The organism is Streptomyces sp. NPDC127092 (genome assembly GCF_042722475.1).
Taxonomy (GTDB): Bacteria; Actinomycetota; Actinomycetes; order Streptomycetales; family Streptomycetaceae; genus Streptomyces.
On the sequence record NZ_JBHXFE010000022.1, the window covers coordinates 80,754 to 94,571 of the forward strand.

General features: G+C 72.2%; 9 protein-coding genes. 4 read left to right on the forward strand and 5 right to left on the reverse strand.

Annotated features, from left to right (window positions below; translation table 11 throughout):
- Positions 1–22 precede the first annotated feature (22 nt).
- From ACFWJO_RS19785 to ACFWJO_RS19800, 4 genes are read right to left on the reverse strand one after another with little or no spacing between them, the layout of a single operon-like run.
- Positions 23–1,753, reverse strand: a complete 1,731-nt coding sequence (locus ACFWJO_RS19785) for a GAF domain-containing protein (protein ID WP_386866781.1) — start codon at positions 1,751–1,753, stop codon at positions 23–25.
- A 19-nt stretch (positions 1,754–1,772) separates the two neighbouring features.
- Positions 1,773–5,492, reverse strand: a complete 3,720-nt coding sequence (gene cydD, locus ACFWJO_RS19790; RefSeq protein WP_386866782.1) for a thiol reductant ABC exporter subunit CydD — start codon at positions 5,490–5,492, stop codon at positions 1,773–1,775.
- A gap of 20 nt (positions 5,493–5,512) precedes the next feature.
- Positions 5,513–6,517: a cytochrome d ubiquinol oxidase subunit II gene (gene cydB / locus ACFWJO_RS19795; RefSeq protein WP_386866784.1), complete on the reverse strand. Its 1,005-nt coding sequence runs from the start codon at positions 6,515–6,517 to the stop codon at positions 5,513–5,515.
- 18 nt (positions 6,518–6,535) lie between these two features.
- On the reverse strand, positions 6,536–8,041 hold the full coding sequence (locus tag ACFWJO_RS19800) for a cytochrome ubiquinol oxidase subunit I (protein WP_386866785.1): 1,506 nt from the start codon (positions 8,039–8,041) through the stop codon (positions 6,536–6,538).
- Between the two features lie 202 nt (positions 8,042–8,243).
- Here ACFWJO_RS19800 and ACFWJO_RS19805 point away from each other — a divergent pair, with 202 nt between their 5' ends.
- Positions 8,244–8,621 carry a cyclophilin-like fold protein gene (locus ACFWJO_RS19805; protein WP_386866787.1) on the forward strand — a complete coding sequence of 126 codons (378 nt, stop codon included), beginning with the start codon at positions 8,244–8,246 and terminating at the stop codon, positions 8,619–8,621.
- 53 nt (positions 8,622–8,674) lie between these two features.
- On the opposite strand, the gene hisC is transcribed toward ACFWJO_RS19805, so the two are convergent.
- Positions 8,675–9,781, reverse strand: a complete 1,107-nt coding sequence (gene hisC / locus ACFWJO_RS19810; RefSeq protein WP_386866788.1) for a histidinol-phosphate transaminase — start codon at positions 9,779–9,781, stop codon at positions 8,675–8,677.
- Positions 9,782–10,152: 371 nt separating this feature from the next.
- On the opposite strand from hisC, the gene ACFWJO_RS19815 reads away from it, so the two are divergent.
- The 3 genes from ACFWJO_RS19815 to ACFWJO_RS19825 all read left to right on the forward strand — a co-directional run bounded on the left by ACFWJO_RS19815 (position 10,153) and on the right by ACFWJO_RS19825 (position 13,813).
- The gene (locus ACFWJO_RS19815; RefSeq protein ID WP_046908646.1) at positions 10,153–11,259 is read left to right on the forward strand and encodes a LacI family DNA-binding transcriptional regulator; all 1,107 of its coding nucleotides are present in this window, start codon (positions 10,153–10,155) and stop codon (positions 11,257–11,259) included.
- 281 nt (positions 11,260–11,540) lie between these two features.
- Complete coding sequence (locus tag ACFWJO_RS19820) at positions 11,541–12,803, forward strand: metallophosphoesterase (protein WP_386866866.1); 1,263 nt, start codon at positions 11,541–11,543, stop codon at positions 12,801–12,803.
- 161 nt (positions 12,804–12,964) lie between these two features.
- Positions 12,965–13,813: a hypothetical protein gene (locus tag ACFWJO_RS19825; protein WP_386866791.1), complete on the forward strand. Its 849-nt coding sequence runs from the start codon at positions 12,965–12,967 to the stop codon at positions 13,811–13,813.
- Positions 13,814–13,818 lie beyond the last annotated feature (5 nt).

Genomic DNA, 13,818 nt, shown 5'->3' on the forward strand with positions numbered 1-13,818 from the left:
GGATCCACAGCCGGGCAGGCCCCTACAGCGGGGCCTCCCACACCACCGTGGTGCCGCCGCCGTCCTCGCCGATCCCCGGGGCGCACCAGCTCGCGCCGCCGAGCGACTCGGCGCGGCGGGCCAGGTTGCGCAGACCGCTGCGCCGGCCGCCCTCGGGGATGCCGACGCCGTCGTCCGCGACCGAGAGCCGCACGCCCTGCGTGCCGTCCGGGAGGGTCACGGTGGCGTCCACGACCACCTCGATCCGGGTGGCGCCGGCGTGCCGGAAGGCATTCGACAGCGCCTCGCGCAGCGCGGCGATGAGGTTCTTGCCGGTGAGGTCGCCGACCGTGGCGTCGATCACGCCGACGAAGCGGTGGGCCGGCTTGAAGCCGAGCGGCACGGCCGCCATGTTGATCTCCCGCAGCACCCGGGTGCGCAGCCCCGAGGGCGCCTCGGCGGGCCCCTGCTGGAGCGCGAAGATCGCGGTGCGGATCTCCTGGATGGTCACGTCCAGCTCGTCCACCGCCTTGCCGACGCCTTCCTGCACGGCCGGGACGATCGACTTGCGCTGGGCGCTCTCCAGCATCATCCCGGTGGCGAACAGCCGCTGGATGACCAGGTCGTGCAGGTCGCGGGCGATCCGGTCGCGGTCCTCGTACACCGCGAGCCGCTCCCGGTCCCGCTGCGCCTCGGCCATCATCAGGGCCAGCGCCGCCTGCGAGGCGAACTGCGTGGCCAGCGTCCGCTCGGCCTCCGTGAACTGCCGTTCGCCCCGCGCCCGCGGGGTGGCGAGCGCGCCGAGCACCCGCCCGCCGCTCTGCAGCGGCAGCAGCATCGCGGGCCCGTACTGGGCGGACATCTTGTGCACCATCCGCGGGTCGGTCGAGGCGTCCGCGATGAACACCGCCTCGCCCTCCATCAGCAGCTCCACCACCGCGCTCTCCGGCGGGATCACCACGCCGAGCGACGTGGTGGTCCGGGGCGCGGCGACCGCGACGATCTCCAGGCCGCCCTCCTCGGCCGGCAGCAGCACGATGCCCGCCGCCGCGTCGGCGAGCCGGCGGGCCTGCTCGGCGACCACCGAGAGCGCGTCGTCGGCGTCGCCGCCGGAGAGCAGGGCGGTGGTCACGGCGACCGAGCCGTCGATCCACCGCTCGCGCTGCCGTGCGGCCTCGTAGAGGCGGGCGTTGCCGATGGCGATCCCGGCCTCGGTGGCGAGCACCCTGACCATGTGGACGTCGTAGTCGTTGAACTCGCCGCCGCCGTTCTTCTCGGCGAGGTAGAGGTTGCCGAAGATCTCGCCCTGCACCCGGATGGGGACGCCGAGGAAGGTCTTCATGGGCGGGTGGCCGGGCGGGAAGCCGGCCGAGCGCGGGTCCGTCGACAGGTCGGCCAGCCGGATCGTCTGCGGTTCGCGGATCAGCGCCCCGAGCAGCCCGGCGTGCCCGTCCGGCCGGTGCCCGATCCGGCGGACCACCTCGTCCCCGACGCCGTACGTGACGAAGTCGGAGAGCCCGTCGCCCTCCTCGTCCACGACGCCGATGGCGGCGTAGCGGGCGTCGGCGAGCTCCGCCGCGGTCTCGCAGATCCGGTCGAGCGTGGAGTGCAGTTCGAGGCCGGTGCCGACGGAGCGCATCGCCTCCAGGAGCTGGGGCACCCGTGCGGTGAGTTCGGTGGAGAGGCCGTGCAGGCCGCGCGTGGCCTGGGTCGCGGCTTCGAGCGGGTCCGGGGAGGCGAGCGGTTCCGGGGCGTCGGGCACGGCGGCGGTCATGGGCTGAGCCTAGTTAGTCCTATTTCGAGAGAAAAGTCGGGTCGTGCGGGGCCGGGCCGTCCGTACCGGCGGGGACCAGCAGCAGATCGGACTCCCGCTCCTGCTCCAGCATCCGCCGGAGCGGCCCCTCGGCCACCGCGAGCTCGGCGTACGGCCCGCGCTGCACGGTGCGGCCGCGGTCCAGGACCACCACCTCGTCGACGGCGTCGAGCCCCCGCAGCCGGTGGGTGATGAGGACGGTCGTGCGGCCCTCCGTGACCCGCAGCAGGTCGTCCGTGAGCGCGTCGGCCGTCGCCAGGTCCAGGTGCTCGGCGGGCTCGTCGAGGACGAGCACCGGGAAGTCGGCGAGCAGCGCGCGGGCCAGCGCGAGGCGCTGGCGCTGGCCGCCGGAGAGCCGCGAGCCGTGCTCGCCGACGAGCGTGTCGAGCCCGGCGGGCAGCGAGTCCACCCAGTCGAGGAGCCGGGCCCGGCGCAGCACCTCGCGCAGCTCCTGGTCGCTCGCGCCGGTCCTGGCGAGCCGCAGGTTCTCCCGGAGCGTGCTGTCGAAGAGGTGGGCGTCCTGCGCGCACAGACCGACGAAACGGCGCACGTCGTCGCCGTCGAGCTCCGGCGCGGACGTCCCGCCGATCCGGTACGTGCCGGACTCGGCGTCCAGGAAGCGCAGCAGCACCTGGGCCAGCGTCGTCTTGCCGGAGCCCGAGGCGCCGACGACGGCCACCCGGCGCCCGGCCTCCAGCCTGAGCCCGAAGTCCACGAGCGCGGGCCGGTCCTGTCCGGCGTGCCGCGCCGAGAGCCCGGCCAGTTCGAGCGGGAACGGGTCGGCCGGGGGAGCGGCGGGCGTCGCCGGCTCGTGTACGGGGACGGGCGCGTCGAGCACGTCGAAGACCCGCTCGGCGCTGCGGCGCACCCGCTGGCGGTACTGGACGGCGAGCGGCAGTCCCGTGACGGCCTCGAAGGCGGCGAGCGGGGTGAGCACGACGACCGCGAGCGCGACCCCGTCCAGGCGCCCGTCCCGGACGCCCTGCACACCGACGAGCGCGGCGGCGGCGACCGTCAGACCGCAGACCAGGGCGGAGAGCCCGGCCCCGAGCGCGGTGGCGGCGGACTGCCGGGACGCGATGCCGGTGAGCGTACGGTCGGCCGCCCCGGCCCGTTCGACGCGGCCCTTCAGGGCCCCGGCCACGGTGAGTTCGGCACAGCCGCGCAGCAGATCGACGACGGCTGTGGTGAGCGCGCCGCGCGCGGGCGCCAGCTGCCGCTCGGCCCGCCGGGCCAGCGCGCCGCCGGCCACCGGCACGACGACCCCGGCGACCAGCAGGCCCACGGCCAGCACGGCACCGGCCTCGGGCAGCAGCCAGGCGGTGAACCCGACCGATCCGGCGCCCACGACGAGCGCGGCTCCCGCGGGCAGCAGCCAGCGCAGCCAGTAGTCCTGGAGGGCGTCGACGTCCTGCACGAGCCGGGCCAGCAGGTCGCCGCGCCGGGTGCGGCGCAGCCCGGCCGGCGCGATCCGCTCGAGGCGCCGGTAGACGGCGACCCGCAGGTCGGCGAGCATCCGCAGCACGGCGTCGTGCGAGACCAGCCGCTCGGCGTAGCGGAAGACGGCCCGTCCGATGCCGAAGGCGCGCGTCGCGGTGACGGCGACCATCAGATAGAGGACGGGCGGCTGTTCGGAGGCCCGCGAGATGAGCCAGCCGGACACGGCCATGAGCCCGACAGCGGACCCCAGCGCGAGGCTCCCGAGCAGCAGCGCGAGCACCATCCGGCCCCGCAGTTCCCCTGCCATGGCACGCACCCGCGCGAAGACGGACCCCGTGGCGGAGCCCCGGTCCGCGGCCGTCCCCGACGCGGCCCCGCCCTCGGCACCGGCACCGGCACCGGCACCGGCACCGGCCACAGCCTCGCGAAGCTCACCCTGTACACCCGTGGTGTCCCCTGGACCGGCGGCCCGGGCCGGGTCCTCGGTCGGCGCGGGCGAGCCGTCCGGCAGCAGGCCGGCCACGTGTGGGCTGCCCGCGGCGACCGCCGGCGCGGCCGGCTCGGTCGGCGCGGCCCCGTCCGCCCGGCTCCCGGCCGGAGCGAGGCGCACCACCCGGTCCGCGACGGCGAGCAGCGCCGGGCGGTGGACGACCAGGAGGACGGTGCGGCCCGCGGAGAGGCGGCGGACCGCCTCGACGACGGCGGCCTCGGTCTCGCCGTCGAGTGCGGCGGTCGGCTCGTCGAGGAGCAGCAGCGGCCGGTCGGCCAGGAACGCCCGGGCCAGGGCGAGCCGCTGCCGCTGCCCCGCCGAGAGCCCGGCGCCGTCCTCACCCAGCAGGGTGTCGGCGCCGTCCGGCAGTTCGGCGACGAAGTCGTCCGCGCCCGCGTCCCGCAGGGCCCGGCGCACGGCCGCGTCGGAGGCGTCGGGGCGGGCCAGGCGGACGTTCTCGGCGATCGTCCCGGCGAAGAGATAGGGCCGCTGCGGCACCCAGGCGATCCGGGAGCGCCACTCGTCCAGGTCGAGCGAGGAGAGGTCCACCCCGCCGACCCGGACAACGCCGCCCTCCGGCCCGTTCCCCGCGCCGCTGTTCTCCGGTGCCGTGAAGCCGAGCACCACGTCGAGCAGCGTGGACTTGCCGACGCCGCTGGGTCCGACTAGGGCCACGGTCTCGCCCGGCTCCACGGTGAGCGTGGCGGCGTCCAGGGAGGGTTCGGACCGGCCCGCGTGGCGTACCGTCACCCGGTCGAGCTCAAGCCGTACGGACGCGGGCACGGGCTCCGCACCGCCGGCCGGCAGCGGGCGCTCCAGGACCTCGAAGATCTCCTCGGCGGCGGCGAGCCCCTCGGCCGCCGCGTGGTACTGCGTGCCCACCTGCCGCAGCGGAAGGTACGCCTCGGGCGCCAGGACCAGGATGACGAGACCGGTGTAGAGGTCGAGACTGCCGTGGACCAGGCGCATGCCGATGCCGACCGCGACCAGCGCCACCGACAGGGTCGACAGCAGCTCCAGGGCGAAGGAGGACAGGAAGGCGATCCGCAGCGTCCGCATGGTCGCCCGCCGGTAGTCGGCGGTGATCGACCGGATGTTCTCGGCCTGGGCCTTGGCCCGGCCGAAGACCTTGAGGGTCGGAAGCCCGGCCACCACGTCGAGGAAGTGTCCCGAGAGCCGGGAGAGCAGCTTCCACTGGCGGTCCATCCGGGCCTGGGTGTACCAGCCGATGAGGATCATGAAGACCGGGATGAGCGGCAGCGTCATCACGATGACCGCCGCCGAGATCCAGTCCTCCGTCACGATCCTGGCGAGCACCGCCACCGGCACCACGACCGCCAGCCCGAGCTGGGGCAGATAGCGGGCGAAGTAGTCGTCCAGGGCGTCCACGCCCCGGGTCGCGAGCGCCGCCAGCGAACCGGCCCTCTGCCCGCTGAGCCAGCCCGGTCCGAGCCGCGCCGCCTGCTGGAGCAGCCGGCCGCGCAGCTCGGACTTGACCGCCGCGCTCGCCCGGTGGGCGGCGAGCTCGGTGAGCCAGGAGACCAGCCCCCGGCCCACCGCCACCGCGGCGAGCAGCAGCAGGGGCGTGGTGAGCCCGGAAACCGACAGATCCTTCTGGAAGGCCCCGACCACCACCTCGGCGATGAGCATCGCCTGGGCGACGATCAGTGCCGCTCCGACGAGGCCGAGGCCGACCACCGCCAGGAGGAAGAAGCGGGTGGCCCCGGCGTAGCGCAGCAGTCGTGGATCGATCGGTTTCACGTGAAACATGCTCCCCTGCTGAGGGGCGGCTAGTGGGCCGCTTCCGCGATGTGCTGGGTCCCGATCCGCTTACGGAACACCCAGTAGGTCCAGCTCTGGTAGAGCAGCACCAGCGGGGTCGCGACGGCGGCACACCACGTCATGATCTTGAGCGTGTACGGGCTCGACGAGGCGTTGGTCACCGTCAGGCTCCACTCAGGGTTCAGCGTGGAGGGCATGACGTTCGGGAAGAGCGTCAGGAAGAGCATCGCCACCGCGGCGGCGATCGTGACGCCCGAGAGCGCGAACGACCAGCCCTCGCGCCCGATCCGGATCGCACCGATCGCGCCGACCAGCGCCACCGCGGCGACCACCATCGCGGCCAGGCTCCAGCTGTCACCCTTGTCCGCCTGGGTCCAGACGAGGAAGACGAGCGCGAGCACCGCCGTGACGATCCCCAGGCGGAGCGCGAGCGAACGTGCCCGGACGCGGATGTCCCCGACCGTCTTGAGCGCCGCGAACACCGCGCCGTGGAAGGTGAAGAGGGTCAGCGTGACCAGTCCGCCGAGGAGGGCGTACGGGTTGAGCAGGTCCCAGAGGCTGCCGACGTACTCCATCTCCCGGTCGATCTTCACACCGCGCACGATGTTGCCGAAGGCCACACCCCACAGGAACGCGGGGACGAGGGAGGTCCAGAAGATGGCCTGCTCCCAGTTGCGCTGCCAGTTCTCCTCGGGCCGCTTCGCCCGGTACTCGAAGGCGACACCGCGGACGATCAGGCAGACCAGGATGATCAGCAGCGGCAGGTAGAAGCCGGAGAAGAGCGTCGCGTACCACTCGGGGAAGGCGGCGAAGGTCGCGCCGCCCGCCGTGAGCAGCCACACCTCGTTGCCGTCCCAGACCGGGCCGATGGTGTTGATGAGCACCCGCTTCTCGGACCGGTCGCGGGCGAGCAGCTTGGTGAGGACGCCGACCCCGAAGTCGAAGCCTTCGAGGAAGAAGTAGCCGATCCAGAGGACGGCGATGAGTACGAACCAGACGTCGTGGAGTTCCATGCCTCGATCTCCTGAGCCTCAGTACGAGAAGGCCATGGGGCGGTCGGCGTCGCGGTCCCCGCCGATCCGGGTGGGCGGGTTGAGGTCGTCCTCGGTGAGCTCGGGCGGGCCGGCCTTCACGTACTTGACGAGCAGCCTGACCTCGATCACGGCGAGGACGGCGTAGAGCAGCGTGAAGACGATCATCGAGGTCAGCACCTCGCCCGGGGACACACCGGGGGAGACGGCGTCACGGGTGCGCAGCACGCCGTAGACGACCCACGGCTGCCGGCCCATCTCGGTGAAGATCCAGCCCCAGGAGTTGGCGATCAGCGGGAAGGCCATGGTCCAGAGGGCGACGATCCAGTACCACCGGCCCAGGCGGGGGCTGAGCGCCTTCCGCTTGAACAGGACCAGATGCGGCACTTCGTCCTCACCGGTCCGCAGCCCCGGCGCCAGCATGAACTTCTTGCGGGTCAGCCAGAGCCCGACGACGCCGATGGCCAGCGAGGCCATGCCGAAGCCGATCATCCAGCGGAAGCCCCAGTAGGCGACCGGGATGTTGGGCCGGTAGTCGCCGGGCCCGAACCTCTCCTGCTCCGCCTTGTTGACGTCGTTGATGCCGGGCACGTACGAGTCGAAGTCGTCGTTCGCGAGGAAGGACAGCAGGCCCGGGATCTCTATGGCGACCTTGTTGTGGCCCTTCTCGACGTCGCCGTAGGCGAAGACGGAGAAGGGGGCCGGTGCCTCGCCGTCCCACAGCGCCTCGGCCGCGGCCATCTTCATGGGCTGCTGCTTGAACATGACCTTGCCGAGCAGGTCACCGCTGATCGCGGTGCCGAGGCCGGCGATGATCAGGGTGATCAGGCCGAGCCGCAGCGAGGTCCGCATGACCGGGATGTGCTTCTTGCGGGCCAGGTGGAAGGCCGAGATGCCGACCATGAAGGCGCCGCCGACCAGGAAGGCCGCGGTCATGGTGTGGAAGAACTGGGTGAGCGCGGTGTTCTGCGTGAGGACGTGCCAGAAGTCCGTGAGCTCGGCCCGGCCCCGCTCGGCGTTGATCCGGTAGCCGACCGGGTGCTGCATCCACGAGTTGGCCGCCAGGATGAAGTACGCGGACAGGATGGTGCCGACCGAGACCATCCAGATGCAGGCGAGGTGGATCTTCTTCGGCAGCTTGTCCCAGCCGAAGATCCACAGGCCGATGAAGGTCGACTCGAAGAAGAACGCGATCAGCGCCTCGAAGGCCAGGGGCGCTCCGAAGATGTCACCGACGAACCGGGAGTAGTCGGACCAGTTCATGCCGAACTGGAACTCCTGCACGATGCCGGTGACGACACCCATGGCGATGTTGATCAGGAAGAGCTTGCCCCAGAACTTGGTCGCCCTGAGGTACTTCTCCTTCTCCGTGCGCACCCACGCCGTCTGGAGACCGGCGGTGAGGGCCGCAAGGGAGATCGTCAGCGGAACGAACAGGAAGTGGTAGACGGTCGTGATACCGAACTGCCAGCGCGCCAGAGTCTCCGGCGCCAACGCTAGATCCACGTCGTCTCTCCTTACATCGCCGTGGTCACATCGGCAGTCTGCCCCTTTGATCCCACCCATTACGGGAGGAAGGTGACACGCTTGTGAACGCGTTCACATTCACAAGCATTATTGCTCATACGAAATCCGTAGGCATAGGGGGGGTGCCTGTACCGAAGGTCACCCCTTCCCAAGACCTTCAACATATTGTTGAATCCGGGCCATGACCCTTCGGATACGTCTCTCCTGGCCCGCCGGCCACACCACGGCCACCATCGACGAAACCCCCACGAGCAAGGCGCTCGCGGGGGTTCTCCCGATCTCCTCCACCGCCCGGACCTGGGGCGAGGAGGTCTACTTCGACACTCCGGTCTCCGTCCCCGTCGAGCCCGACGCCCGGCAGGTCGTCGCGCCGGGCACGGTGGCCTTCTGGACGGAGGGCGACGCGCTCGCCCTTCCCTACGGCCCGACGCCCATCTCGCGCGGGGACGAGCCGCGGCTCGCGAGCCCGTGCAACATCCTGGGCACGCTGGACGGCGACCCGAGGATCCTCGCCACCGTCAGGGACGGCGACCCGATCCGCGTGGAACTCGTCGACTGACGGGACCGTCCGACGACGCGCCCCGTCAGCCCGTCCGAGACCGACCTGACGGACTAGGCGTCCTTGCGGAAGCCCTCCGCCGCCTTCAGGAACAGGTCGTTCGCCTCGCACTCACCGATCGTGACGCGGACGCCCTCCCCCGCGAACGGCCGCACCACCACGCCGTGCCGCTCGCACTCCGCCGCGAAGTCCATGGTCCGCTCGCCGAGCCGCAGCCAGACGAAGTTCGCCTGGGTGTCCGGCACGGTCCAGCCCTGGGCCACGAGCCCCGCATGGACCCGCTCGCGCTCGGCCACCAGCGATCCGACCCGCCCGAGCAGCTCGTCCTCCGCCCGCAGCGAGGCCACCGCCGCGTCCTGCGCGAGCTGGCTCACGCCGAACGGCACCGCCGTCTTGCGCAGCGCGGCCGCCACCGGCTCGTGGGCGACCGCGAAGCCCACCCGCAGGCCGGCCAGGCCGTACGCCTTCGAGAAGGTGCGCAGCACCGCCACGTTCGGCCGGTCGCGGTAGAGCTCGATGCCGTCCGGGATCTCGGTGTCGCGGACGAACTCCCGGTACGCCTCGTCGATCACCACGAGGACGTCGGAGGGCACCCGGTCCAGGAAGCGCTCCAGCTCCGCGCGGCGCACCGCCGTGCCCGTGGGGTTGTTCGGGTTGCAGACGAAGATCAGCCGGGTCCGGTCGGTGATCGCCGCCGCCATCGCGTCGAGGTCGTGCACCTCGCCGTCGGTCAGCGGCACCTGCACCGAGGTGGCCCCGCTGATCTGCGTGATGATCGGGTACGCCTCGAAGGAACGCCAGGCGTAGATCACCTCGTCGCCCGGGCCGGAGGTGGCCTGGAGCAGGGACTGCGCCACGCCGACCGAGCCGGTGCCGGTGGCCAGGTGGGAGACGGGCACGCCGAAGCGGTCGGCGAGCTCCTCCATCAGGCCCGTGCAGGCCATGTCCGGGTAGCGGTTGAAGTTCGCGCCGGCGGCCAGCACGCGCTCCATCACGCCCGGCAGCGGCGGATAGGGATTCTCGTTGGAGGACAGCTTGAAGGCGACCGGTCCGCCCGCGGCGGCCGGCTTGCCCGGCTTGTAGGTGGGGACGCCGTCCAGCACGGCGCGCAGCCTGGGGCCCGACGCGCTCGTCCCGCTGGTCCCGCTGGTCTCGCTCACTCTGTGTCCTCCTCGACCTTCCGTACCACCAATACTCCTCACCTTATGAGGATTCGGCCCGCCTGCGAATGGGCTGTGGACAAATGGGCCGCGAACGGCACCCGACACAGGGGGAGCGCGCCCAGGGGTGGCGCGCGCCGGTGGCGAGCGCCGTGGCGCGCATCGCCCGTAGAGGTGAGTTGAGACCTCTTCGAGACCTCGCACCCTCACCAGGCGCACGGGCAACGAGGACCACAGGCCTCATGGCTCTGACCTGAACTTCCTTTGGTTCCAAGGCATTTCCTTGATGTCGATCATGCAGAAACGTGCCTGTCAATGTCTGCATATGCGACCGGCTCAACCCGCCCCCATCGCCCTACTATCGGCTCGCCATGACAGCAGCAGGGAAGCACCAGGTGAGCCGGGCACAGACCCGGGGAAGCCGGCAGGGCCGAGCGGGCATCCGGGACGTGGCCGCCGCCGCCGGAGTCTCCATCACGACTGTCTCCGACGCGCTCAACGGCAAGGGCCGGCTCCCGGACGCCACCCGCCGTCACGTCCGCGAGGTCGCAGACAGACTGGGCTACCGCCCGTCCGCGGCAGCCCGCACCCTCCGTACCGGCAAGTCGGGCCTCATCGGCCTGACCGTGACGACGTACGGGGATGAACCTTTCACCTTCACCGAATTCGCGTACTTCGCGGAGATGGCGAGGGCCGCGACGTCCGCCGCGCTCGCCCGCGGCTACGCCCTCGTCATCCTGCCCGCCACCTCCCGACACGACGTCTGGTCCAACGTCGCCCTCGACGGAACCGTCGTCATCGATCCCTCCGACCACGACCCTGTCGTCACCGAGCTGGTCCGGCAGGGGCTGCCCGTCGTCTCCGACGGCCGCCCCGCCGGCACCCTCCCGGTCACCGCCTGGGTCGACAACGACCACGAGGCAGCCGTCCTCGACCTGCTCGACCACCTCGCCGCCGCCGGCGCCCGCCGGATCGGCCTGCTCACCGGAACCACCACCGACACCTACACCCGGCTCTCCACCACCGCGTACCTCAACTGGTGCGAACGGGTCGGCCAGGACCCCGTCTACGAGGCCTACCCCGCGCACGACCCCTGTGCGGGCGCCGTCGCCGCCGACCGGCTGCTCGCCCGGCCCGACCGGCCCGACGCCGTGTACGGGCTCTTCGACCCCAACGGCACCGACCTGCTCGCGGCGGCCCGCCGCTACGGGCTGCGGGTGCCCGACGACCTGCTGCTCGTCTGCTGCAGCGAGTCGACCGTCTACGCCAACACCGAACCGCCCATCACGACGCTCTCGCTCAAGCCGCGCCGGATCGGCACCGCCGTCGTCCAGCTCCTCATCGACGCCATCGAGGGGATCGAGACGGACGGCCCGGTCGAGCAGGTGATACCGACGGAGCTGATCGTCCGCACCTCCTCGCAGCGACGCTCGCCACGGACGACGGTGAGCCCGCCACGCTCTCCCTCGAAGGACTGAACCCGGGAACAGGGACCGCGAAGGACGGACCACAGGGGGACGAGAGGTGCGGGGCGGGGGCCGCACCTCTGGCAACGGGCAGGGCCAAACCTTCGGGCGGCCCTGCCCGTTCCCTGGCCTAGACCTTCCCAATTCGGGCGAAACAACCGGTGAACCCGGAGTGGACCCGGATTCACCACCCCTGGTGCGTCACACAGGAGGACCCTCATTCCTATGATGGGCGGACGACACCGCGGACCACCACGACCAGGCCGGTCCGCGATGTGCAGGGCATCGCGACGGTGGTGGAGGGGTCGATGACACAGGGGGCCGGGCAGGAACCCGTGGTGCGCACGGCGACGTTGCGTGACTTCCGTGTACCTCCGTACGCCCGTGTGCCCGTCCAGGGGCACGCGGCCGAGCCGTTCCCGGCCGACGTACCCACGCCTCCCGCCGCGGCCGCGCCTGCGCCCGCTCCTGCTCCCGCCTCCGGCCCGGTGGCCGCTCCAGCGGCTCCGGCCGCTCCCGCCGCTCCCGTGCCCGCGGCCGCTCCGGCCGACGCGACGCTCCACCTGGGCTCGCTCGCCCCGGGCCACCCCGGCAACGCGTTCCCCGACGACGAGCCGCCCGAGGGGTACACGCCGACCGAGCGCGACCTGCCGATCATCAACCGGGGCGACACCGTCCAGGTCCACGTCACGCCGGTGCCCCAGCCGGCCCCGGCCCCCGCGCTGGGCGACGGCCCCGGCCCGCTCTACGTCGTCGGCGACGTGCACGGCTACCTCGACGAGCTCCTGGAGGCGCTGCGCGCCCAGGGCCTCATCGACGAGAACGGCGGCTGGGCCGCCGGCAACGCCCGCCTGTGGTTCCTCGGCGACTTCACCGACCGCGGCCCCGACGGCATCGGCGTGATCGACCTCGTGATGCGCCTGTCCGCCGAGGCCGCCGCCGCCGGCGGCTACTGCAAGGCCCTCATGGGCAACCACGAACTGCTCCTGATCGGCGCCAAGCGCTTCGGCGACACGCCGGTCAGCTCCGGCGCCGGCACCGCCACCTTCCAGGCCGCCTGGCTGCTCAACGGCGGCCAGAAGCAGGACATGGACCGCCTCCAGGACGTCCACCTCCAGTGGATGTCCCGGCTCGACGCCGTCGTCGAGCAGGACGGCCACCTGCTCCTGCACTCGGACACCACGGCGTATCTGGAGTACGGCGACACCATCGAGGACGTCAACGACAAGGTCCACGAGATCCTCAACCGGAACGACGCGGACGAGGTCTGGGACCTGTTCCGGAAGTTCACCAAGCGCTTCGCGTTCCGCGACGAGGCCGCCGGCCCGCAGGCGGTGCGGGAGCTGCTCGGCACCTACGGCGGCAGCCGGATCGTCCACGGCCACAGCCCCATCCCGTACCTTCTCGGCCAGGTCGGCACGGAGGACGGCGAGGAGGGCGAGCGCCCGGTCGTCGACGGCCCGCACGTCTACGCGGACGGTCTCGCCATCGCGATGGACGGCGGAGTGACCATGGCCGGAAAGCTGCTGGTCGTCCAACTCCCGCTGCCCGCCTGACGCATAACCCTCCGCATCCGGGGAAGGCGATTTCCGGGAACACCCTGTCACCGCGTGCCGTAACCGCCCTACCATCGGCTCATCCGTAGCAGGCTCTCCTCCGTTTCCGCCTGATCCGCCGTCGAGCACGGCCGGTTCCGGCCCCTACGGAGCATCGGGGGATGCACATGAACGTGGCTCCGCACCTGCTGACCGAGGACCGCGCCGAGTACGAGCGGGTCGTCGACGAGGCACTGCGCAACGCGCACGACCACCCGGATCTCGCCGAGGCCGGGACCCGGCTCAGCACCGCCCAGCTGCGTGCGATGGCCCTGAACGCGACCGCGCTCATCACCACGGCGGCCGCGACCGAGTACGACCACTTCGTGAAGGTCCGCGAGCAGGTCCGCGGTGCGGCGCGGGGCACGGGCGGCGCAAGCGGAAGCGGTACGGGAAGCGGCACCCGAAGCGGCACGGGCGAGGGGCCGGCCGACACGGACGGCGCGGGCGTCGTCGCCGTCGTGACCGTCCTCGCACCGCTCCTCGCGGGCACCGCCGCGGTCGTCGTCCTCCTCGTCGGCGCCGTCCTGAAGATGCTCGACCCGGCCCCGGCCTTCGCCGACACCCTGCTCACCGCGGGCCTGTTCTTCGGCGCCGTCGCCGCGGCCGGCCTGCTCTGGGCAGCGGCCGGACTCCTCGTCACCGCTCTGCGCAACGGCGCCACGGAGGTCCCGGCCGGAACCCCCGACGACGAGTTGTCACGCGCCAGGGACGCCTGGCGCCAGGCGCTCCTGGAGCGCGGCGTACTGCCCTTCCTGCGCGAGGCGCTGGCCGCCGCGCCCGCCGGGGCCGCCACGGCTCCGGCGCTCCCCCGGCAGTCCCCGCCGCCGGCCGGCCGCATACCCAAGGTCGGCTACAGCGGCCCGGACTTCACCAGCCCGGCCGAGGGCACCCCTTCACCCCGCCCGACCTACTCGAGCCCCGACTTCACCAGCCCGGACTTCGGCCCGCCGGATCACCGGCCGGAGTGAGGCAC